At 67.6% G+C, this 23,085-nt stretch carries 18 protein-coding genes; 8 read left to right on the top strand and 10 right to left on the bottom strand.

Going from position 1 to position 23,085, the window contains the following annotated elements:
• The first annotated feature begins 167 nt into the window (after positions 1 to 167).
• From ACLJRM_RS16455 to ACLJRM_RS16425, 7 genes are all read left to right on the top strand, one after another.
• Complete coding sequence (locus tag ACLJRM_RS16455) at positions 168 to 1,757, top strand: hypothetical protein (RefSeq protein WP_410663459.1); 1,590 nt, start codon at positions 168 to 170, stop codon at positions 1,755 to 1,757.
• A gap of 236 nt (positions 1,758 to 1,993) precedes the next feature.
• Positions 1,994 to 2,374, top strand: a complete 381-nt coding sequence (locus ACLJRM_RS16450; protein WP_410663458.1) for a hypothetical protein — start codon at positions 1,994 to 1,996, stop codon at positions 2,372 to 2,374.
• Complete coding sequence (locus ACLJRM_RS16445) at positions 2,350 to 2,787, top strand: hypothetical protein (protein ID WP_410663457.1); 438 nt, start codon at positions 2,350 to 2,352, stop codon at positions 2,785 to 2,787. The genes ACLJRM_RS16450 and ACLJRM_RS16445 overlap by 25 nt, the downstream gene beginning before the upstream one ends.
• A 347-nt stretch (positions 2,788 to 3,134) precedes the next feature.
• Positions 3,135 to 3,947, top strand: coding sequence for a hypothetical protein (locus tag ACLJRM_RS16440; protein ID WP_410663456.1), 813 nt, complete (start codon positions 3,135 to 3,137; stop codon positions 3,945 to 3,947).
• 527 nt (positions 3,948 to 4,474) lie between these two features.
• Entirely contained in the window at positions 4,475 to 4,873 is a 399-nt protein-coding gene (locus ACLJRM_RS16435) for a hypothetical protein (RefSeq protein ID WP_410663455.1), read from the top strand.
• A gap of 470 nt (positions 4,874 to 5,343) precedes the next feature.
• A complete protein-coding gene (locus ACLJRM_RS16430; RefSeq protein WP_410663454.1) occupies positions 5,344 to 6,162 on the top strand; it encodes a hypothetical protein in 819 nt (272 codons plus the stop codon).
• A gap of 116 nt (positions 6,163 to 6,278) precedes the next feature.
• Positions 6,279 to 6,695: a hypothetical protein gene (locus ACLJRM_RS16425; protein ID WP_410663453.1), complete on the top strand. Its 417-nt coding sequence runs from the start codon at positions 6,279 to 6,281 to the stop codon at positions 6,693 to 6,695.
• Positions 6,696 to 7,395: 700 nt separating this feature from the next.
• Here the strand turns inward: ACLJRM_RS16425 and ACLJRM_RS16420 are convergent.
• From ACLJRM_RS16420 to ACLJRM_RS16375, 10 genes are all read right to left on the bottom strand, one after another.
• Entirely contained in the window at positions 7,396 to 7,521 is a 126-nt protein-coding gene (locus ACLJRM_RS16420) for a hypothetical protein (protein WP_410663452.1), read from the bottom strand.
• A gap of 902 nt (positions 7,522 to 8,423) precedes the next feature.
• Positions 8,424 to 9,494 carry an ankyrin repeat domain-containing protein gene (locus tag ACLJRM_RS16415; protein ID WP_410663451.1) on the bottom strand — a complete coding sequence of 357 codons (1,071 nt, stop codon included), beginning with the start codon at positions 9,492 to 9,494 and terminating at the stop codon, positions 8,424 to 8,426.
• A gap of 890 nt (positions 9,495 to 10,384) precedes the next feature.
• A complete protein-coding gene (locus tag ACLJRM_RS16410; protein ID WP_101609254.1) occupies positions 10,385 to 10,816 on the bottom strand; it encodes a cold-shock protein in 432 nt (143 codons plus the stop codon).
• Positions 10,817 to 11,011: 195 nt separating this feature from the next.
• Positions 11,012 to 12,292 carry a methyltransferase domain-containing protein gene (locus ACLJRM_RS16405; protein WP_410663450.1) on the bottom strand — a complete coding sequence of 427 codons (1,281 nt, stop codon included), beginning with the start codon at positions 12,290 to 12,292 and terminating at the stop codon, positions 11,012 to 11,014.
• Positions 12,293 to 12,595: 303 nt separating this feature from the next.
• Positions 12,596 to 12,754, bottom strand: a complete 159-nt coding sequence (locus tag ACLJRM_RS16400; RefSeq protein ID WP_158255777.1) for a hypothetical protein — start codon at positions 12,752 to 12,754, stop codon at positions 12,596 to 12,598.
• 543 nt (positions 12,755 to 13,297) lie between these two features.
• Positions 13,298 to 13,870, bottom strand: a complete 573-nt coding sequence (locus tag ACLJRM_RS16395) for a type VII secretion system-associated protein (protein ID WP_410663449.1) — start codon at positions 13,868 to 13,870, stop codon at positions 13,298 to 13,300.
• Between the two features lie 14 nt (positions 13,871 to 13,884).
• Positions 13,885 to 16,008, bottom strand: a complete 2,124-nt coding sequence (locus tag ACLJRM_RS16390; RefSeq protein WP_410663448.1) for a hypothetical protein — start codon at positions 16,006 to 16,008, stop codon at positions 13,885 to 13,887.
• Positions 15,995 to 17,155 carry a transglycosylase SLT domain-containing protein gene (locus tag ACLJRM_RS16385; protein ID WP_410663447.1) on the bottom strand — a complete coding sequence of 387 codons (1,161 nt, stop codon included), beginning with the start codon at positions 17,153 to 17,155 and terminating at the stop codon, positions 15,995 to 15,997. The genes ACLJRM_RS16390 and ACLJRM_RS16385 overlap by 14 nt, the downstream gene beginning before the upstream one ends.
• Entirely contained in the window at positions 17,142 to 17,450 is a 309-nt protein-coding gene (locus ACLJRM_RS16380) for a hypothetical protein (protein ID WP_101609250.1), read from the bottom strand. Before ACLJRM_RS16380 ends, ACLJRM_RS16385 begins: the two co-directional genes overlap by 14 nt.
• 127 nt (positions 17,451 to 17,577) lie before the next feature.
• Positions 17,578 to 20,268 (bottom strand): AAA family ATPase, encoded by a 2,691-nt coding sequence (locus tag ACLJRM_RS16375; RefSeq protein WP_410663446.1) that lies wholly within the window; start codon positions 20,266 to 20,268, stop codon positions 17,578 to 17,580.
• A gap of 301 nt (positions 20,269 to 20,569) precedes the next feature.
• Between ACLJRM_RS16375 and ACLJRM_RS16370 the strand changes: the two genes are divergently transcribed.
• Positions 20,570 to 23,083 carry a LuxR C-terminal-related transcriptional regulator gene (locus ACLJRM_RS16370; RefSeq protein WP_410663445.1) on the top strand — a complete coding sequence of 838 codons (2,514 nt, stop codon included), beginning with the start codon at positions 20,570 to 20,572 and terminating at the stop codon, positions 23,081 to 23,083.
• Positions 23,084 to 23,085: the final 2 nt, after the last annotated feature.

Here is a 23,085-nt window from a genome sequence, read left to right as displayed (position 1 = left end):
GAGGACAACGATCGTGCGCCGTGGGTTTGGCCGCGGCGCCGACCAGTAGTGGGGAACGGCAGCCGTGAGCACATCACTCAGCCCACGTTTGTGACGGTGGCACGTGCGGGCCGCTACGGGCCATCGGTGGGCTGTTGCCCGGCGTAGTCGTCGTCCACAGTAGTGAGGTGAGCGACTCGCGACTGCCCCCGGTCCTGGAGGGGCTCAGCCCTCTCGAAGAAGCAGTCCTCGACGGTGCCCGCCGAGGCGTCTGGACAAAACCGCGCAGCAAGCTGACGGCCGAGCAGCTCGCCAACACTGAAGACCCAGGGTTACAGGTAAGGGCGACGCTGATTCGCGAACTGCTCATGGGACGTCGTGGTGAGCTCGATCCGCATGGGGTGTTCGTCGAGGGTGTGCGGGTGGTCGGTCTCCTGGACCTGAATCACGTCTCCACGGTCACCAACCTCATGTTGACCGACTGTGCGCTTCCGGATGGCATCAAGTGTCAGCACGCGCGGCTTCACCACCTGCACTTGTCTGGCAGCAGGCTGCCCTTCATGGTCGCGAATCGCGTCCACACCGAACACGACTTGTGCTTGCAGGACGTAACGATTACTGGCGCCGGTGATCGCGAAGGCTTGCGGCTGGTCAATGCACGCATCGGCGGTTTCCTCAACCTCCGTGGTTCAACCGTCACAAACACAGGCGGCCCCGCCCTCAATGCTGAGGGTATTCATATCGACAGCTACCTCAACCTGGATGGCTCCACTTTCAGCAGCGACGGTGAGTACTCAGCGTTGCGGCTGGTCGATGCGCGCATCGGCGGATCCCTTTACCTCCACAAATCTACAATTACCACCTCGAACGGCCCCGCCATCGACGCTGACCGCATCCACGTCGATGGCGACCTGTTCCTACGCGATGCGACCATCACCGGCGCCGGGAAACTCTCAGCCTTGCGGCTGGCCGATGCGCGCGTCGGCCAGCTTGGCCTGGAGAGCGCACGGGTAGGCAACGAGTCGGGCCCGGTGATGGTGCTGACGCAAACTCACGTGGACAGGGCCTTGTTCTTCCCTGCCTCGCTGGTGTGCCCGCAGTCCCGGCAGGAACGCCGCGACCGAGACTGTCCTGAGAGCGCCCATCAGTTTGTCGTGCGAGGGCTGGAATTCAACCAGCTACGAGAAATCACCTGGCAGGAATGGCTGCATCTGCTGGTCCACCACACCCCCGAGTATTCGCCCCAGCCCTACCAACAACTCGCCACCGTGGAACGCGCCGCTGGGCACGACAACAACACCCGCACGATCCTCATCGCCCAGCAGAATGACCTGCGCCGCCGTGCCCCCGCCGCACTCGGCGGCCCCATCGCGCGCGGCCGGCACCGGCTGTGGGGCTGGCTGGGCCGTTACGGCTACCGAGCCCACCGCCTGGTCACCGCCCTGCTCATCGCACTCGTTCTCGCCGGAGCCACCGGCTACACCGCAGGACAGATCACCACCCGCACCGACCATCGCGCCGCTGAGCGCGTCCAACCAGCCACCACTCCCGTCACAGCGCCTGGCGCCCCCTGCTCCACCGCCGAACTCATCGGCCTTGGCATCGACCGCGGCCTGCCCGTCGGCACCACCGGCCTGCGCACCCGCTGCGACCTCGACACCGCCACCCGATGGGGCCAGGCCTTTACCTACCTGCTCTGGGCACTCCAAGCCCTCCTCTGGGCCCTGGCCACACTCACCATCGCCGCCTACACCGGCCTGATCCGCAAAACCACTTGAACACGCGCCGCCGACATTGGGCCTTCTGACTCGCTGTGCGACGTCGTACTCCACGGGGTAGCTGTGCGGGATGTTTTCGCGTCGTCGAGCCACGACGTCTCCGATGCGGAGCAGGTGTGGGTACAGCTGGTGCCCGTACCGGTGGTCCTTGTCTCTCAAGGTGAAGTCGCAGCCGGTGAAGCCGGAGAGCGCGTCGTCAGGTGACGCGCTATGACGGCGGGTGGGAAACTGGGGTGATGGCGCAGCTGGACCTCGCCGCCGCTCAACAGCTCTGCACGCTCCTGGCGGGGTTCAAGACCGCGCCGCGGTCTGTCCTACGAGAAGCTTGGAGAGCTGGCCTCGTGCTGCTGGGGACTGCCGAGTACTACATCACCAAGCCTGCCCCCAGCCGCGGCGAAGAGATCCTCCACTCGCTGTTGACCGCTCTCGGTGCCTCCGATGATGATCGTGCTGAGGCGCTGCGCCTGCACCGACGTTTGAAGCACATGAACACGGTCTGTGACAACAGTGTGATAACACGCGTGCTGGTTGTGCAACGTAAGTCAGACGGCAGCGACTACTCAGCAATCAGGGTCACGGTCGAGAGGAACCAGTGGACGACATCCTGCTCCAGGTGATTGCTGCGTTGTCCGGCACCCTTGGCAGCGTTCTGTTGGGATTGTTGGGACGAAAGTTCGGCAAGCGACGTCAAGATCCTGACCTTCCGCAGGCTCCAACGCTCGCCGATCGCATCGCGTCGTTGCAGGAGAATCTGAGTTCGTCCTCGGAGCTTATCGACGACATCACCGCCGAAGTGCACCTCCAGGCAGCGGCGTTGGAGCGGGTGCGGGCCGAAGCGGAAGAGAACCAACGCCTTGCTGCCCTGAACAAGGAAGAAGCAGACGCTGTACGAGCCGTTATCGAAAGTGCCCATGCGAAGGGGGCAAAGCCTAACCGCCGCCAGCAGTGGTCGTTCTTCCTCGCCGGTCTGTTCTTCTCGATCCCGCTCGGCGTGGGCGTGAACTTCCTGTACGACCTGATCACTGCGTAGCTGGTGGTCGCTATCCGGCTACGCGTAGTCATCGTGATCGCATCCGAATGTTCCAAGCCACACCGACCCCTGGGTCGCCCGCCACGACGAGCTAGGCGAGGTCGAGCGAACGGCACTGCGTCGGGGCCGCGAGGTGCGTCGCGGACAAGGCTTCAGCCAGCACTTGACCGCGTCCTGCGGGTCTACCAGGCTCTGTTGGCGGCCGCGGCCGCGCTGGGTGCCGAGAGCGCGTCCTCGGCCGACCACAAGGCATACCGGATCTACGCCGACCAGCTTGCCGGGGTGTAGAGACCCCGCCACCAGCGTCCCCGAGGGAACCTGTCAGGGGCACGGCGCACAATCTCGGGATGGCCAAGAACAAGGGACTGCTCGCCGAGCTCCGCGCTGGACTCGGTGACGACCGCACGTCCATCACCAGCCTGCTGCAAAAGTGCATCCTGCTCGGCGGAGAGGTCGGCTCCGCGCAGCTTCGCGACTGGGCGCGACAGGAGCTCAAGGGCTACCCCAACGTGGATACGATGCCCGACTACCGGTGGGTCACGGCGCCACTGTGCATCGACGGGGCCACCTTCCATGGATTGGTCACCGGGCAGACGATCTCCCCGATGTCGCTGCCTGACTTCGCCCGGGACACGATCACCGAGAGGGTTCCGCTCGCCCGCGGCATCGCAGAACTCGAGTCCCTCAGCCGAACGGACAAGCTCACAGTGAAGCTGGTGCCTCCGGGCGCCCAAGACCTTGTTCTGTGGATGAACCACGAAAACCCGGGCGGCCACCAGATCACGCGGCTGTACTGGGATGTCAGCCGCTCCGCCATCGAGGGCGTCGTGATGGCCGTGCGCACGGCCTTGGCCGAACTCGTCGGAGAACTGTTGGCCGCCGTCCCCAACGGGGACCAGGCACCGAGCAAGCAGGCCACCGACGACGCTATCCACTTCGTGATCACCGGCGACCGCAACACCGTTACCGTGGTCGGCAGCCAGACCACAACCGGTGGCAATGCCACGATCACCACCACGGGCAGCGCCGAGGCGACACCGTCAGAGAAGGAGACCTGGTGGCAGCGGTGGCGCAAACGTGGCCTGCTGATCGGGCTGGCCACGGTGGTCGCCGCGGCGGCCGGCGTCTTCCAATGGCTCGGCTGGATGCCGTGGAAGTAGGCGATGCCCGCCGCGGAGATCAAATTAGGGCTGGATCACCTGGCCGCCCGCGCTAGCAAGCGCTATTCACGTCAGGTGTTTGGGCACCGGTCCACGGAGACCACCAGTCGGTATGGGAACAAGCACTTCGACCCGGCCAACTCGCCCGGTTTGGCGATCTCGGCCGCGTACGCAGACGCTGCCGCCGAACACCTTGGAGGGCATCGATGACGGCATACTGGAGCCTTAACCCTGCTGGCCCTGCGGAATCCGAGCTGCTGCTTCATTTCTGCGGCAGGCCGGGCGGGACCTTGCTGAACTACAAGGCGCCCCAGTCGTTCTGGGACATGGACCCTTCGCAGCGACTTGCGAACATTTTGTGGGACCAACGGATAGTGGGGACCGTCCAGCCGAGTGGCGGGAGTCCCGTCGTGTGCTTGACCGAGAGCCCTCGCGATCACTTGCGATGGCTGCTCAGTGAGCGTGGATGGCCACCGTGGGCTCTCGTATTCAGCCGGCAGGCCATCTTCACCGCTGGAGGTGGTCCGGTGTGGCACGCCCGAGATCGGCTGATCAACGAACTGCCGGACCAGCTACGGCACTGGGCGGTGCGGCTGAATACGAACACCGAGGGCGGCGGTCGTTCCGAGTGGCTGCACGAGCGCGAGTGGCGGGTGCCGACCTCCGCGCTTCAACTCCAGCGCGGCCCCTTGATCGGCCTTCTGGTCGGTGATCCCAACTGGCGCCCTGAGACGCGACGGATTCCGCGAGAGCTCTGGTTCGATGGGGACGGTAACCATGTCGCTCCTGGGGATCATGAAGGCCAACCCGCGTTGGTCGGGTTCGATGAGCTGCCCTGGTTGTGGGAAAATCTGCCTCGTCGGTGGTGGAATCCGGCAACTGGCAGTGTCGAGCCAACGCCCGACCGGGCGCAGATCGCCCATTGAGTCCTATTGCCCGGCTGTGATCGTGGGTGGGTCCTGCCGCGTCCATCGGTCGGCTGGTTAGGTGGTGAGGTCGCCGGGGCCGTCGGTCAGCCCGAGTGCGAAGAGCACGTCGGGATGGATCTCGATGCTGGTGATGGGATGTCGTCGGTGGCGGGCGCAGTCGGCACGGCCAGGCGGGCGCCGACGCCCTGTGCAGCCGGATAGCCGCCACGAGCCGGAAGCTGGCGGAAGGCCTCGACGCCTGGTATGTCCGGCACCTCGAACCCGGCGACGGCGCCGACGACACCGACCAGCCCGTCAGCGGCTACCTGGACACTCGCCCCGCCTCGGCCGGCCCCACGCGGCGAGTCCCGGCGGACGCGTTCGGCCGAAGAACCTGCTCGAAGCCGCAGGGCACCGATAGACAGGTCTGCTGTTTGTTGACCAAGCCCCTGTGACTTGGAGTTCGCTGGTGCGGGGGATGATGGGCCATGCCGTTCAAGCGTGAAAGCCTGCTCGATGAACTCGAAGCGGGAGTCCTGGACGATCGTGTTTCGCTGTCCGCGATTCTCCGGAAGTGCGTTGTGCTGGGTGGCCGCGCGGGTTCAGAGAAGTTGCGTGACTGGGCAAGCCTTGAACTCAATGGCTACAGCGGTGATCAGGACCTGCCGGAGTACCGGCGGATCCCAGCGCCGCTGTTCATCAAGGTCACCAACTTCGCCGGGTACAACCCGATCGAGCAGCAGCTGCATGGCACGCAGATCCCAGAACCCATCCGTGATGAGGTCGACGACTGGGAGTGCGCGCTGATCTTTTCTGGCGTTGGCGAGGTCGAAGCCCTGGTCGATCGGAACGAGAAGAGCGTGCATCTCAGCCCGTCGTGGGCCGGTTCGCTCGTCAGCATGCTTAACAACGTGAACCAAACCGGGAACAGCCGAGCGGCGGCGGTGTATTGGACGGTGTCGACGGCCGCGCTGAAAGGTTCGCTGTCCCGTGTGCGCGCCACGCTGGCCACACTGGTCGCCGAACTGAGGGCGAGCACCCCGGACGGGCAAGCCCTTCCTGATAAGGCCGCTGCTGACGGTGCCGTTCAGCTCATCGTCACAGGAGACCGCAACACGGTCACCTTCGCCACGCAGCAGACTGAGGGCGGCGGCTCGAACACCGTCTCCATAGGGGCAGGTGAGCCCGACGCACCGAAACGCGGATGGCAACGGTGGAAGAAACCCGGAACCGTCATCGTGGGTCTGGCCACGATCGGCGGCACCGCGGTCGGCGTTCTGACCTGGCTCGATTGGACACCGTGGTAGGAGCCGCGAATCGCGCTGTTCACGCGGAAACCGGCCCCTCCGGGGCTGTGAAGCGTTCCGAGTGCGGGCCCCGGTGATGTGGCGGAGCGCTTCGTTCTCGAGTCTAAGGTTTGTCCATGGCTATGGCGAACAAGGACCAGCAGGTCAAACATGTTGTCGAGGGTGTGGCGCTCGGTGTGCTCGCAGCCGGGGTCGGGGCGTTGACCAGCACGAAGATGGCCTTGGAGCTGAGCTTCAACCAGGCATGGCGACGCTGGTCACCTGCGGCGAACTTCCCGAGCTTGCGCGGCCCGGATCCGGGCAACCTCTTCTGGGGAGGCCTTCACCGGTCTGCGGGGCGTAAGTGGGCATTCGCCGCGTGGGAGAACGATCGCCGCTGGGTCCGACCGTACCTGCGCGATGGATGGTCCCTCGACGAACTCGACGAGTGTCTGGAGAACTTCGCCGACGAACGCGCCTCAGTCAACGACTGGCGCGAGTTCGGACGCCTGTACGTGGACCGATTCGAGCCCGACGAGAAGATCTCCGCCTGAAGCCTCGCATCATCGGAAGGCGATCCGACGCGGGGGCCGTCGCCGGAATTCCGGCAGCCCGGTTTCTCAGCCGTTCCGCAGCGGCGTGCGGCGGGTGCTAGTCGGCGCAGTGTGCGGTGAAGGCGGTCCAGAGGGTTTCGGCGGAGTGGCGTCCCGGGGGCAGGGCCGGGCGTGTCGACTCAGCCAAGGGGACGGGCTGGACCTGACCGCTCGCCTCCGAGACTGGAATCGTCAAGCCCGTCGTTGGGGCCCACGTCGTCTCCGATTGGGCTCCGTTGCCGACGTAGAGCCCGACACGGGGCGGCACAGGACGGCACTCGTCTTCGGTAAAGACTGGCGTTGACCTGCACAAACTGGCAAAATTTGGTACTGAAAGTCACTAGACGACACGGCTGAGCTGCGGACTTTTAATCCGAGGGAATCTGCAGCGGCCAGGAGCACCGACTCCGCACCGAGTCCGCCCGTCGCGGCATGCGGATGTCGAGCATGGCGACGTCCGAGCGCAGGGCGGAGCACGGCGTTGACAGCATGATCGTGGTCCGAGACCATGGCCACAACTTCGATGTCGACTTCGCCGTCGAGAATGGCTCGCAGGCCGGAAGAACGCGTGAGCGTCTGTGACCAGAATGGTGATGGTCATCGCGGATCTCCTCGGCGGAACGACACGGCAAGTGTGCGGCTTGCGCTGGCCTGCGGCTGGTCAAGGTCGCGTGTCTTCTCCGTCGTCCGGGGTCGATCCAAGGATGGCGCGGATGATCGCCGCGACCGCGAGCAGCACGGCGGCCAGGTCGACCTGCGGCGTGTCGGACGGTAACGCTGTTTGCATTCGGTTCCGCTTCGGGCAGCTTCGAATCGTTGTCCTGGAATCAGGGTGCCCACTGCCGTTGGCAATTCACTGTAGTCACGCGGCTAAGCGCCAAGGTGCTCGATGGCCTGAGGTGTGTGACACCGGACCGAACGTCGGTCTGCGGACTCGACGTCGGCGACGAGCTGATTGAAAGCGGCCACATGGTCGACGGTCATCGCCGTAAAGCCAGGGCTACTGCCACGGCGTCCAGAACGCCGAGGATCCGCGCCCGCCGCCTATCCGAAAGCGCGCTGCACGCCACGCGGGCGAAGGCCAGACTGCTCGCCTGGTCTTTGCCTCCCACTTGGGCGGGAACCGAGTCGCCTTAGGTTCTTGGGTCCAATCGGACTGGGTCTATGCGATCCGTCGTAGGGCTCTGATGACAGAACGGGCGTTGGTTTGCGGATCAGTTGGTGTCAACTTCCCTTTCTATGATCGCGCTGGCTGTCTTGGCTCCTGGCTGGCTGTGCGCGGCTCGGATGGTGCGAGCGTTACGTGTCTGTCGACAGGGACTTCCGGCGCTGCATGATCAGCGGTACGACGGCGCTGATGATTAGGGGCCTCTCGTCGAACGATGTGCAGCCTGAAGGAGTTGCCCCTGTACCGAGAACAGACTGCACCCCGCTGTGCATCCCGGCGGAGCCTGTCCGGGGGCACCAACAGCATCTACACAAGTGTCGGCTGCGCGCTGAGCGGCACGTTCTGTGTAGGCACGGCGTCGGTGATCCTTTCCGCCGACATGGCGACTTCAGAAGCCGTTTTCGCCCGGCCCGAGCGGGATCCGGCCGGTGCCGCTTCATCTTGTGCCGACGCCCCACCCGCGGCGGCTGCCACACGTGGCTTGCGGAGCGGCGCCGGACGTCGCCCTGACAGGGCCGGCCTCAGCGTGTGTAGTCCACCGCTCCCAAAGCGATCGGGGCCGGATTCTTCGTGACCCAGACGACGGCGAGCTCACTCAAGCGATCGAGGTGGCCTTCCTCGCCGCGGCCTGACCTGATCTGCTTGACGATCTCCTTGGCCTCATAGAGTTCTTCGTCGCCGAGGGGCTCGCCTCGCGTCAGGAAACCCGGGAACGCATCGGCCATCGCACGGTAAGCGCGGTCCCAGTTCGCCCCGCCGTTCCGGAACATCTCGTCGGCGATCCGGCCGGTGACGCGGATGGCCTCACACTGCACTGTCGCGCCCGCGCCGCTCGAGGGCACGAGAAGCTCCCAGAGCGCTTTGTGGCGTTCCTGCCAGGATCCGTCGGGTACGACGATCGGCGCCGACCCATCGTGCGTCGACCGCCGGGCGACCGCCTCGACCCCGAAGATCCGGTACAGCTCCCCGAGCGCGGCGTCGGTCTGTTCGAGGAAGTCGGGGTTGAAGTTCTCCCGGTGGAACTCGAAACCACGGCCGATCCGCTCGACCTGCTTGCTCATCTCAGCCGTGATGCTCGCTCCGTGTTCGAGGAGCAGCTTCATGATCTCGACGCACTCGGGGAGGTCGGCGTTTCGCGTACCGATCAGGCCGCGCATCATCAACGTGGTGCCGCGCCTGTCGAGAACCCCGGTCGAGGCCCCGTGCTCGATCAGCACTCGCGTCGCCTCGACCCGCAGCCTTTCCACCGCGGCCTGGAGCGGCGTTCGCCCGGACTTGTCGGCCGCCTCGATGTCCGCGCCGAGCGAGAGCAACAAGGGGATCTGCGCGACCGGTTTCGGAGTGGCGCGTGAAGCTCGCGCATGAAGCGGGGTCCTGCCGTAGCTGTCCGGGGAGTCGACGGCGAGCCCCTGCCCGGTCAACCAGACGATGAGCTCGTCCGGGCACTCCGGGAAACCGATGGCGGTGCCTTTGGCATAGCCTCCCCGCGCGTCGATCTCGCATTTGTCGAAGACGGCTTTGAGCTCCTCCACCGAGGCCGAGGTCAGCATCTCCTCGAAGTCTTTGGGAAGGGTCTTCCGCTTTCGCACCATCGCGCTCGTCCTTTCATCCGGACTTCGGACGCAGCTGTTCGCGCGTCTCCCGGAAGTTCTGCGGGTTCACGACCCATCGATCCTCGTCGGTGCCCTCGAACATCAACCAAGGCTTCGACCCACGCCCCGATGAGACCGACGGTGACGTCATCGGACATGGTTCTTCCTCGGACTCGGTTCCTGGGCGACCGCGAAGATCCTACGATCCGGCACTGCGATCCCGCCGGTCCCGCCCGCCTCACTGCTGGAAGAGCGGATCGCGCGGGACGGCGTCCGGCTGGGCGCTGTCGGCGGGTCGACGCCGCCCGCCAGCTATCAATGCCAGGGACTACCAGGGATCCCATGCTGGAAGTCGGCCCAGCGGACGGCCGGTACCACTGCCGACTCGGGCACGGCTGGACCGACGAAGCGCTGCTCAGCGCGCATGACGCCGAGCACGAGCGGCCAACCCCGCGGCACGATCACCGTGATGCGCCCGACAGGGTCGAGAGCCGCCCGTAGGACGATTTCGCGGTGCGGGCAGGGCCGGTTGCCGGTCGACGGTGTCGAGGTCAGTGTCCGCGGGAGGCGGGAACGGGCTGGAACTGTTCGGACATTCCACAGGCGACGGTCCGGAGAACCGGGGCAACGCCAGTCGGATAGACGTCGGGATGCCCGGCTTTCCTACCCGAGATGCGCGGCCGAACGGTGACAGCGACCGCGGCCGGGCGGTGCTCGCGGAAGCCGTCGAGCGCTGTGAGTGGTTCGGTGAAGTCTTCTGGCGCGACTGGGCATTGTGGTCTCGCGCCGCCGTCAGAGTCATGACAGGTGCGCACGGTCGCCCGATCACGGCGCATCCACAACTTCCGGTCTGATCCTCTCCCGGAAGAAGCCCCGCCAGCGCACTGTCCCTACTCGTCGATCCAGCAATGCTTGCGCGCCAGCGCGAGAATGCTCTCCCGCACAGCGAGGATCTGCTGCCCGGTCAGGGAGGGCACGTCAGTGAGCATGGCCTCTGTGAGCTCGTCACGCAGTTCATGGACGGTCAAGACGTCACATGCCATGTCGTCCTCGTAGGCGAGCGCCACCGAATCACCGCCTGCGGCCTCCTGAACATGCTGTTCCGCCCGTTGCTCGGCCAGACTTACCCGAGACGCCTTCAAACCCCGGTCGCCTTCCTCGGTGGCGAACTTGACCCGTACGCCAGGCGCGATCAGCCGCTTGTCGCACTCGAGGTCGTTGACATGGATGAAAACGTCTTCACCGCCGACATCCGGTGCGACAAAGCCATAGCCGCGAACATCATCAAATCGAATCACTTTGCCAGTGCCCACTGGAGACATTCAATCGCCTCGTCATTCAGGATAACCATCACGGCCGCCGCAAGCGACTTTTGAATCAATTATAGTGCAGGACATGATAATCAAGACCGGAAGACGTCAAAACGGGCAATCGATGTTGTCCGAACTTACTTCTCGCCTGATCCAACGCCCGGCGTCGACAGCTGTAGCGTCATGTGCGCGAAGTATCCAGCCGTGTCACCAGTTCGGTTTGGGATCGACGATGATCTCCGGCAAGCGAGTCCCCGGGACACTCTCGGCCAGGTGGCCGCGAAGCACCTCCGGGAGTCGGCGGGTGATGAACCGGTCGATCGGATCATCTTGTGTCGGCTGGATTCGAGGTTGTGAAGTGTGGCCATTCGAGGGTCGGATATCGAGCTTTCGCGGGTCGTCGAGCGCGATCTCCACCGCCAGGCCGGTCCCCTTGAGTACGGCGCTCAAGGCATTGGCCGTGGCCCCGTCTGCCGAAGGGGTCAGCAACGCGTTGGGTATTCCTGTGACCACGACAGGGCCGACTTCGAGCAGCCGGGCTAACGCTTCCAGCCGATTTCCTGGCAGATCCTCCCAGTGCACCTGATCGAGTTCTACCTGTTCGTCTTGTGTCTCGACATGCAACACCACATCGTATCGATATCGGGTGATTTCGTTGTCGCCGCGCAGGGTCTTCGCCCGCACTGAGACCTTGACTTTCCTGCCCGAGACGCTGGCGAAGAACGCGACCAGTCGTGGGTCGAGGAGCAGTTCCTCTTCTTCATCGAAGCGACCGGAGGCCCAACGCGGCCCGGAGGTCAGTTGGCGGTGATACTCGTCGCTCAGTCCGTGGTGCCGCAGATCGCCGAGGATCACCCGGCCACCCGGTTCGACCAGGTTGATGGCATCGCCGAGTACGGCTGCCAAGTACTGGGTCCCAGGGAAACACTGCGCGACGTTGTTGATCAGCACACAATCGGGCCGGGCCGCCCCCATGACCTCGGTCATCGCCCGCTTGACCTGCGGTGAAGCGGTCCTATGCGCTCCGGCGATCACAGCGTAGGTGTACGGCAAGCGGGCCTCGCGGACACGATCCACGGCGTACCTGGAAAGGTCGGCACCGACATAGCATCCGATGTGTCCTTGCAGATGCCGCAGCAGAAGCCCGGTCCCGCAGCCGAGATCGAGCACGCGCCGCGGCCGGGATTCCAGCACCAAGGCCGCCGTCTGCTCGACCCATTCGCGAACTTCGTCCTCGGTCAGCGCGCTGCCGCCGGTGAGTCCGACGATATCCGCGCCGGCGCGATCGCCGAGATCGGCGGACGTGAAGGCCCAGTCGTACAAATTGGCCCAGTTCTGCAGATACTCGCCGACCAGTGACCAAGTTCGAGAATCGAAGGTCATCGCGTCCGTCGAAGGTCGAACCAGCAGCGCGCCCCATGGTGTTCGACGGACCGCGCCGACCCACGGATGTTCAGCGATAGCAGAAACAATGCCTTCCGTTGTCACGGATCTCCTTCATGCATGTCAGTCGACGAGCCGCGGTCCTCAAGGCCCAAGCAAAGATATACAGAACTGATCCGGGTCCAGCCAACTGGAAAGCCTCTGCGCGTGGCAAGATCTGCCCTGTAGCACCTTTCTCGTGTGAAGTAAGGGCAATGGCGGCCGATCACACGTACAGATAGTGTTCGCCATGCAAAAGTCGGTGGGCGAACCAGGGATAAGAGTGCGCCGGTCGTCATCCGGCCAACACATTTCCTCGAGGACTGGCGATCCCATGCCTGGCCGCGAATTCCAGCGGCCGCGCGCTTCTCAGTCTCGGACTTGTGGTCGCATCGGGGTCGACGTGTCGTGATCGGGACACGTCACCTTTGCCACGACCCTGGCCTCGGCGGCCAGCAAGTCTTCTTGCTCCTTTCCGATTCGCTCGAGGATGTCGTCAAAAATGCTGAAATTGTCTGCGATGGACATTCTGACGCTCCTTTCGGTGCAAGTTTCTGTTATGGCGACTTCTGCGAGGAAACACCTCGTGCTTGCCGGCCGGATGGTCGACGCGCCGACAAAGCCACGAATCCCGAGAGTCGCCGACGGTCAGCCGCCGCTCCCGGGATTCGCCGTGCTCATCTTCCTCGTGCTTCCGGCGAGCTGCCGGGCGTCAACTGCCGCGTAGGGTCAGCGCAGTTCCCACAACTGGACGTAGTCGGGAACGGAAACGCACTGGTAGGCGCGGGCCTCGGGTCGGCTTTGGCCCGCTCTGTCGCAGAGAAGCTGTGCGAAAGCTGCTTCGGTCGAATTGCGTGCACTGAAGGATTGGACATATACCCAGGTCCCTGACGGAGGGGTATCTGCTACCGCCACCGGGGCGATGGCCGTGGCGGTGGCGAAAATGGACAGCGTGACGCCGAGGCCCGCCGTTAGCTTGCGAATCATAGGAACCCTATCCCGATATTCCGATGTCGGTTGGTTGTCGCCCGTCAAGTAAACAAGGACTTTCCGTGGAAGGACCGGATCGGGTTACTTTCGGCCCTCGAACTTGCCCGAATGGACCTGCAGCTGCCCGGCGGCCTCGCGAATCAGTCCGGCACTGACCCGCATCGAGGTGGGCGCTCCCGGATTGAGCAGCACGTCCACCCCCTGCTCGGGCAGGAACCGGGCCAGTTTCGCGACGGTGACCGCCCGCCAGCCCGGGGTGTCGACGCGCGGCCGGTGGCCGGGAGCGGTGGCCACCAGCACCGAGGGCATCCCGTCCGGGGCCGGGCGGACGAGCGCGGTGCCCTCGTCGTCCACGGCTATGCCGAGCAGTGCGTCGGCGAGCGCCGCGGCCAGCTGCGGCACACCCACGTCCGCCCCCCTGGCCAGGAGTTGCAGCACACCGTCGACGAGGTCCAGATGTGCGCCGGGCTCGGTCGGCACGTACGCCGGGTTCGGCCGGAACAAGGGCTCTTGCCCCTCGTCGTCCGCCGCCCAGACACCGATGATCTTGTCCAGTGGCACGACCGCTTGTTCGTCGGAGGGGCTCCAGGCCGGGTCGATCAGCGCGGGTGCTTCGACCGCGCCGGTGGGCCCGGCCGCGGCATTTTCCGGCATTTCTTCCTCCTCGGTCAGCGTGGCAGCAGGCCGGGTAGCTCACCGAACCGGTTGTGGGCCGCCGCACCGATCTTGCGGTTCGGCTGGGCCTGCGCCCAACGTTCGGCCGCGGCACGCAGCGAGTTGGTCGCCAGTTCGTCGAGGTGGCCCGCCTGCCGGGTCAGTGCCGGATCGGCCTCCTGCCCGGATATTTCGCGCAGCAGCAACCGACCCCGTCGGCCGTGCTCCGGTGCCACTACTTCGAGCACTCGGAAACTGGTGCCCGGCAGGAAAAGCGTCCGCCCGAGCACCTGTTCGTCGCCTTCCGGTTCGAGGGCTTGGGTCAGCCGCGCGGTCATCGACCAGAGCAGTACGTCGACCTCGCCCGGCTGGCTCGGGCACGGCTCGGTCAGCGCGCTGGTGAATCCCCAGTCGGTCACCACGTCGTGGTCCCGGTACAGCTGGAGTTGCGCGGGTGTCGGGGAAGCCCGGTACCCGACCGCTCCCCGGTGTGCCGGCAACCGCGCGAGTCCGGCCGCCGCGCAGCGGGCGAGTGGCACGTGCGGGCCGGTCTCCCCGAACCGGAGAGCCCGGTCGATCTTCTCCCCGTGCGCCGAAAGGTACAGCCGGACCGCGACCGCGTCGGTGTGGACGTCGTCCTCGGCTACCTGGCCGAGCACCCAGGCTCCCGTGTGTTCCGCTACGGCGAAGGCCACCGAACCGGCCATCGCGTCGAACTCGAGGCCGAGGCTTTCCCGCAGCCAGGCACGCTCCGCGACCGGCCCCGCGGCCGGAGCCAGCGCGACGGCTTCCGGAGCCGGTCTGCCCTGCGGCCTCAGCAGTTCCGCAGCGCCATGGGCTTCCGGCCGGAGAAAGGGGACCGGGCCCGGCCGCGGTGCCTGCTCGGGCCGCGGCGCGGCGGGAGCGTGCCTGCCGATCGTCCCGGCCGCGACCAGACTCGTGCGGGTCCGGACGTCCGGCGGCATCCGGCTGGCCACGTCGCGCGCGAGCCAGTGCATCCGCGTGGCGCTCTGCTCGGTCGAGTCGTCGAAGAACACCTTGGGCCCGGCGTGGTCGCACGGGTGCGACCGGACGGCGTCCGCGTGGCCGTACCCCTCCGGCGACCGCAGCCACAACCCGGCCTGCACGATCTCGATCACCGCGTCAGGGGCGTACCAGTAGGCGGCGGAATCCAGCTGCGTGACCCCGGCGAAGGGCAGCCAGTGGGTGCGTACGGCGGGTGTCGCGGCGGTCGTGTCCGTGGCCGGGAAGTACTCGACCTCGCGGGCGAAGCAACGCCAGCCGAGCGAACCGTTCGGCCAGATGGTGTGGATCTCAGGCCATTCCGCGCCACCCACCGGGACGCCCGGGTAGCACACCACGGGCTGGTGCACCAACTGCGCCAGCACCTGGCCGAAGTAGCCACCGGGCCCTACGGCGACCCCGCCGTAGACAGCGAACCGAACCTGCGGGCGAACATCTTCCGGCAGGCAGCTCCGCAGGTAGGCGACATCCTCGATCCGGACCGGGGCCATGCCAGGGCAACCGACGAGCACGGTCATCGCGTCCGGCCGGCAGGGGACGGTCTCGACCAAACGCCGGCGGTGCCGCGCGACGTGCTCGTCATCGGCGGCGGGATGCAGCCACATTCCCGCAGGTATCGGTTCGGCGATGCCGTTCGACCCGGTGGCCAGCACGTCGCCCACCGCGCGGCTGTCCCACGACGGACGGGGAAAGCGCTTGGCCTCCCAGTGCGACCGTTGCCGTGGCCGGCAGGTCAGCCACCCGCTGCCCGGCCCGCCGTGCACGAGGAGGGAGCCGTTGGCGCCCTGGTGGACCTCGCCGTCCGGCACGACCACCGTGCGGGCGAGCCGCTCGGCCAGCCAGTGCCCGGCCAGTGTCATGGCCTCGCCGTAGCCGCCGGCGATGACCAGCCGGATCGGTTGTCTGCCTCGGGGGATCGCTTCCGCGACCGCCTCCCACATCGCGACCGTCGGGTTCCTCGGCAAGTCGGCGACCACCAGTTCGTGGCCGGGATCGGCCGCGACGGACATCGCGAGGCCGCGTGCGTGCTCGCCGATGGTCTCCCCGGCGGCGATCACGAGCGCGTTGCCGACCGTCGCCCATCGGGTGGCGCGGCTTCGGTCAGTATCCGACATAGCCCTGCCCGTTCTCCAGCCCGGCGACGCCAGGCACGTTGTCGATCGAGCCGTACCGCTTCAGCGCGTACCGGACGGCGGCGATGATGTTGTGCACCGGGTTCCAGATGTCGTCGTGGCCGGGCAGCTTGTACGCGTCGAACGTCGACGGAATGGTCTGCATGAGGCCCTTCGACGGGTGCCCGGCGGCCGCGTTGGAGTCCCAGTTGTTCTGCGCGTGCGGGTTGCCGCCGGACTCGTGCTGGATGATGGCCGCCAGGTCGGCCGGATCGATCGAGCTGATGTCGACGCCGTATTCGCGCAGGATGCGCAGTGCCTCGGTGATCCAGTCGCGGACTTCTCCGGTGGGCGGCGGGCCGCTCGGCCCCGATTCCCGGCCACCGCCACCGCCACCGCCACCGCCATCCGCGCCACCGCCGGAGGCGCCGTCACCACCACCGGAGGCACCGCCGCCGGACGACTGACTGTTGTGTCCTTTGTGGATCTGCGCGTTGTTGCCCCCATGGGGCGCTTCCGGGTTGGTGGAGGCCGGCTCGGAGAGGTGGACGGCCGGTTTCGCTTGTGGGTTCTGACCGGGCTGGGTCACGGTGGTGGTGATCGTGATTTTGGAGAAGGTGGGTGCGCCGGCCGCGGCTTTGCGCAGCGCGGCGGCCGCCGTGTCGAGCTCGGCCGCCGCTGCGTCGGTCACCGATCGGATCTCGGTGGCGATGTGCTTGGCGGCCGCGGAAATGGCCGAACTCCGGCTTTCGGCGGCGACGTCCGGGTACACCGCGTCCTGGCTGCGCACCCAGGACAGCAGCCACTCCGACCTCGATCTGGCGAAGTCTTGCGCGCGCAGGACGGAACCCGCCGCCCTGTCCAGCGCGTCGGCCGCGCTCACCGTGGCCTGTTCCAGCTCGGCGCCCGCCTTGATCAGCTTGGTGACCAGCGCCCTTCCGGTCTCCGCGGTGATGCCCGCCAATCCGTCCTCGGCGTCATGCCAGGCCTTCGACAGTGTGGGCATCTCCGCGGCGCACTGTGCCGCCGTGGTTCGCCAGTTCTTCGCGAGGTTCTCCGCGCCGCTGGGCGAGGCGTGGTCGAGCGGCCGGAGAGCATCGGCCACGACCGCGCCATCCGGCAGTCCGGCCAGGTCGTCAACAAGGCTCATACCGACTGATCCTCTGGCTGTTCTCGTAGTCGATGGCCTGTGTCTCCAGCATGTGCTTGCCGGACTCGCTGCCGATCGTGTGCACGAGATGCTCGGCGGCCCGCAGCTCATCGCGCAGGGTCTGCTCGAACTCCCGCGCGGCCGCCACCACGGCTCCGGCGCCCTCGACCCGCCCCAGCACGTCGTCGGCGAGCTCGCCCTGTTGCCCTTCCAGCATCGTCAACGTGGCCGTGATGCGGGCGATCACCTGCCGCACCCTGTCCACGGCGTACGGATCCACGACCGTCGTTTCCACCGTGCCTGCCGTCCTCTGTGACGTCTTGTGTCTACCCGGGCGAATCTACGGTCGGGCCCATGAGGTCGATCCAACATTGTCCGCGAGGCCGCGCCATGTAGGGAAATCCCTCGGCAGCGACGGTCGGCTAACCCGGGAAGGCATCGCCCAGCAGCGCTCTCGCCAGCTCGATCCGGGAAGTGAGGCCGGTGCGGGTGAACAGCCTGCTCAGCCGGCCTTCGACGCTCTTGCCGCTGGTCCGCAGCATCTGTGCGATTTCCTTGTTGCTCAGCCCCTCGGACACCAGCAGGCCCAGTAGCCGCTCGTTCTCGGCCACGGTTTCCCGCCGACCAGGGATCGGGACATCGTGCGCCCGCATCAGGTTGCGCAGCCACGCCCGCTCCAGCAGGGCGTCCAATCCGCCGAAAAGCTCATAGGCCTCGGCGAGCAGGGCCGGGTCGCCGAGCCCGCCACCGGCCAGCCGGGAGATCGACCTTGCCACCTCGAACGGTTGCCCGCGTTCCCTGACGAGCCGGAGGCAGGCTTCGGCCGCCGCGCGGTCTCCGGTCACCGTCGCCCGGATCAGCAACGCGTGCGTGGCGGCACGTCCGTCGGGCATCGCCTCGGCGACCCGGTCGATCTCCACGAGGCACCGCGCCGCGGTGTCCCGGTCGCCGCGAGCCAGCGAGAGCTCGGTGAGCAGTGACCAGCACAGGTCGGTGCCGACGAGCAGCTCGTTCGCGGCCGCCGCATCGAGGGCCTGCCGGAGCCTGCCGGTCGCGTCGTCCGGCTCGCCGAGGGTGTGGTGGATGAGTGCTTCGGCACAGTCGAGAAGGTGCGCCAGCGGTGGGCCCGCCGACCGGCCGCTCGCCAGCATCTCCCTGGCGTTGGTGAGTCGCCCTTGCGCGACCAGCAGCTCGGTGACCTGCAACAACATCGGTGCACGGCCGGGATCGCCGCCTCGCAGCGGGGCCGTGGCCACGCAGCGGCGGCCGAGCTCGATCGCCTGTCCTGCCCACCCGTGCATCGCCGCCAGCAGCGCCCTGCCGGACGGGTTCAGCTGCTCGGCCGGAACATCCGAGTCGGTCAGCAGCTTCTCGGTGCCGCTCAGGTCGCCGGTGGCCAGCAGCCCGGCCGCGTACGCGTCGACCAGCTGTGACCGGAGCGGTTCGACGGTGCGCGAGAGCGGGTCATCGCCCGGCCGCAGGGTGGGTTCGAGCTCCCTCGTCCGGCCACTCCAGAACTCGGCGAGCGAGTGCAGGCAGATGCCGAACAGAGCAGAGGTCTCGGTGCCGCGCCAGGTTTCCGCCGTCCTCGTGAGCAAACTTCTCGCTTCGGCCCAGCGGTCCAGCAGGCTCAACGCCATCGCCCTGGGCACCGGTCCTGGAGGGGGGCCGTGCGGCCGGTCCCGGCGCCGCTCGGCGATCCGCCGGAGGGTGTCGAAATCGCCCTTGGCGTACCGGGTGAACACCGCCATCAGCTGCAGACTCTGGACGGCGTCGCGGGTGAGCTGCTCCGGGCAGTGCTCCAGCAGGGAGGCCGTCTCGTCCAGGCAGCCGTCGGTGTCTCCGGCCAGGTAACCGGCAAGCACCTGCCGGAGGGTGATGCTCGCGTACTGCTCGACGTCCTCCGCGAGGTCGGCGGCGGCACGCAGCCAGCGCCTGGCCGTCGCCGGCCGGTCGGACAGCGCCGCTTCCGCACGGGCCAGCAGCGTGGCGCGAGCCGGTGCCGGGTCGACGAGCCTGCCCGCGGCCGCGATCTGATCGGCAAGGTAGTCCGGGTCGGCGCAGTGTGCGGCACCCGACCACAGGGCGGTGACGGCGATCCTGGCGAGGTGCTGCTTCTCGTACGGTCCGAGAGAGCCGAGTAGTGCGGTCGCGACCAGGGGAATCGGGAAGCGCCATGTCGTCCCGGCCAGGCCACGGTGCAGCACACCGGCTTGGCGCAACACCGCGATCCGGTCGGAGGGCTCGGCTTCGGTGCAGGCGAGTGCTTCGGCGAGCAGCCGGGGCAACGCCGAGCCGAGCGGGTGCAGGACGGCGACCGCCTTGGCGGCGGTCCACGAGTCCGGTCCCAGCTCCAGCATGGCCGTGGTGAGCCTGCGGTGGCCGATGGGTCCGTCGGGTTCTTCAGCGCGGTCGAGGTAGGCATGCCCGGCCGCGAGCCGGATCGAGCCGTTCTGTCGCAGCGTCTCGACCGAGTCGTGCAGTGCGGAAGGGATGCCTCGGCTGCCGCGATGTACATGGTCGACCAGGGCGGCATCGGGCGTGTGCCGGAGCATCGAGGCCAGCTCGGCGGCGACCTCGTCGCGGCGAAGCCCGCGCAGCCGGACGGTATGGACCAAGCCGTCCCGCCGCAACCTGCGGATGGCCGCCCTCCGGAGGTCGCCGTCCCTCGCGATCGCCGGGACCCGCACCGCGCACACACAGCTCACCGCCGTGCCCGCCAGCCTGCGGGCGAGCTGCTCCAGCACGGCGATGTCATCCCGGTCCATCCACTGCGCGTCGTCGATGAGCAGGACCGCCCTTTCGGCCGCCAGCAGCGTGGCGGCCATGCCGGCCGCGGTGAAATAGGCGAGGGCCGGGTCGTCGAACGCGCCGGTGACCGGTCCGGCCACCGGCCACGGTGAATCCCGGTGATCAGACCACCGGTCCGGGAGGTAGCCGGGGATGGCGTCCGAATCGGGGCTGAACCGCATCGCGGCCGTGTGCCGGCCGCGCGCGGCGAGTTCTTCCCGCACCGTCGTCAGCAGCGTGGTCCGGCCGATTCCGGCCGGCCCGGTGACCACGATCAGCGACGGCAGGTCCGGGCGGCCGATCACGTCGAGCAGCTCGTCCATAGGCGAATGCTCGCCCAACTACGTGCCGACCGGGTGCACGGGAACCCACAGGTTCCTGTTCGGACCAGCACTTGTGTCCGTCCTGACAATCGCGCTCACCTGAGCGGCGACGGTCTTTCCTTTGTCGCACCAAGCGCGGGGTTGCCCTGACAAACCCGAAAGGGGTGGCCGAAAGACACTGATCCGCCGGGCGGCTTTGTCCAGATGAGCCGGGTTGGCTAAATGAAGGAAAAGCGCCACTACGGGTGTGTCTGGACGACAGAACCCCAAGAACCGCTCGAAACCAGGGAGGAAGGCGCGCATGGGACGGACGGGCACCGGTTTCGTCGGGCGCGAGAAAGAACTCGCCGCCCTGCGCGAGCACGCGCGGCAGCCCGTCGTGACACTGGTGCGGGGCGTGGCAGGCAGCGGAAAGTCCGAGGTGCTGTCCCGGCTGGGTACGACGCTGGCCACACAGGGCCGACCGGCCCTGTCGCTGCGCACAAGTGGCTCGATGGAGCAGGACCCGTTCGGAATCTTTCCTTTGCTCACCGGGGTCCGGGAGCGGTTCGAGGAGATCGACGCCGGACCGGACCTGCTCGCCGCCCTGAGCGAGCTCGGTCGACTGTGGACACCCGAGGCCTATCGGGCTGAGCGCAGGGCCGCGTTGCTCGGTGCGCTCGCCGCCCTGCTTTCCGCGCTGGGCGGGAAAACGGCGATCCTGATCGACGACGCCGACCGGATCCCGCGACCCGCCGTGCTGCTGCGGCTGGCGCGGCGGGCCGGAGTGCCGGTAGTCGTCACCGCCACCCGCGAAGACGCGCGTCCGGTTGTCGAGCCGACCCTGGAACCGCTTGCCCAGCACGTGATCGACCTTGCCCCGCTGTCCGAAGACGACATCCGGACGCTGATCCGGCAGGTCGGTGGGGCACCGGCCGATCCAGGCGTGCCGAGTGCGCTGCGGGCCCGCCTCGGCGATCTGCTGGGCAATCCGGGCACGTTGCTTCCCGTCCTGGCCGATCTGCGTAGCCGGGGCCGGTTCGCCGTCGTGGGTCACCATTTGTGCCTGCGCGACCCAGTGGCACCGATCCCGCTGCCGGACGGGCATCCGCGGCTGGAGCGACTGCGGCAGCTCGGCGAGGTCGGCACCGGCCTGGTTCTGCTGGCCGCGAGCGGGGCCACGTTCGGGCTCGCCCAGTTGCCCGCCTTCGCCGTGGCGACCGCGACACCGTTGCCGGAGTGCGGGCGCACGCTCGACCGGCTCGTGCTGGACGGCGTGCTGTCCACCGATCGCTCCGCCCGGCTGCACGTGCGCCACCCCGCACTCGCCGACGCGGTGATCGAGCGTGCGGGTGCCGACGCCGTCCGGCACCTGCACGCCGGTATCGCCCGCGCCATGCTGAACGACGCCTTCCACGGCGGCCCGGACGAGCTGCCCCTGCTCGAGCACGCGGCGCTGGCCGGAGACGCTCTGCCCGTTCAGCCGACGCTGGTCGAGCTGGCGCGGGCCCGGCCGCGGTGGCGGCAAGGGGTGAGCACGCCCGGTTCGGCGCGAGCGGAGGCGATCGGGTCGCTCCTGCGGTCCGGACGGTACGAGCCGCTGGCGAAACTGGTGGCAGGGCCGGGGTCCGGCGGCGACAGCGCGACGGCGGCGGCCGGGGCGCTGGCCGCGATCCACCTCGGCAGGCGGGTGCCGCTGCCGGTCCGATCCGGCCCCGCGGCGGACCTGTGCGACCGCTGGTTCGCGGGGGAGCCGATCACCCCGGCTGACATCGAGCGGGCGTTCATGCCGCTGACCGGCGAGAGGGACGGACGGCCACGGCTCGGCCCGGAGATGGCGATCGCCTGCGCCCGGCGCGACCTGGTCCCGGTGCTGCGGGCCGTGCTGGGCACTGTCTACGAGGTACCCGCGACCGGACCGCTGGCCGCCTTTCACCGGATGTGCCAGGACTATGAGGCTGGCCGATGGCCCGCCGCGTTGAGCGCGGCCAGGGAGGTTGCGCTGACCGGAACCGGGGACCCGCTCGGCATGGAGTTCGCCAGGTTGCTCGCCGCCGAGATGTGCACCTGGCGAGGGGCGGACCGGGAGGCGGCCGGCTGGCTGGACGACGTGCCCGCCCACGCCCCACTCGGCGCGATGCGCGGCTGGGTCGACAGCGGGCGCCTCTACCTCGCCGGGGACGGTCCCGGCGCGATCACCGCCGGGTGGGCCGCCTACCGGGCCGACGGCGAAACCGGGCCCGGCACGGTCGAGCTGTTGTCGCGGCTCGCGGTGATCGCGGTGGAACAGGGCTCCCGCCGGGTCGCCCTGCGGGTGCTCGCCGAGGTGGAAGCCAGGCATCGCCGGGAACTCAGTCCCCGGTCGCGTGAGGCGTGGGCGCTGGCGCACGGCCTGGTGCACGGAGTCGCCACGTGGGTGCGGGCGAGCGAGTCGATGGCTCGCCGCCGTGGTCACCAGCCGGACCGGGTGTGGGCGTTGCTGGCGACCGGGCTGGTCACCGCCGAGCCGCGGCCGTGGCTGTACGAGGGTTACCGGCTCGCGACGACCTTGGGCGGCACATCGCTGCGGGCGAAGGTCAAGAGGGTGATGGCCGATCGCGGCGTCTCCGCGCCGTCGTCCCGTGACCGGCCGCACGAGCTCTCCGAAGTGGAACAGCAGATCGTCCACCTGGTCCAAAGTGGAATGTCGAACCGGCAGATCGCGGCCACGATGCTGATCAGCGAGAAGACGGTGGAGAAACACCTGACGCGACTGTATTTGCAGACTGGCTGTCGCACCCGGCACGAGCTGGCCGCGGCCAGCCTCGGCGGGCGGCTGGAGCGGGTGAGCGCGTGACA

The sequence above is a fragment of the Amycolatopsis sp. lyj-84 genome (assembly GCF_046549075.1).
Classification (GTDB): Bacteria; Actinomycetota; Actinomycetes; order Mycobacteriales; family Pseudonocardiaceae; genus Amycolatopsis.
The sequence above is the reverse complement of the archived record's forward strand: the minus strand, read 5'-3'. Positions and strand labels throughout refer to the sequence as shown.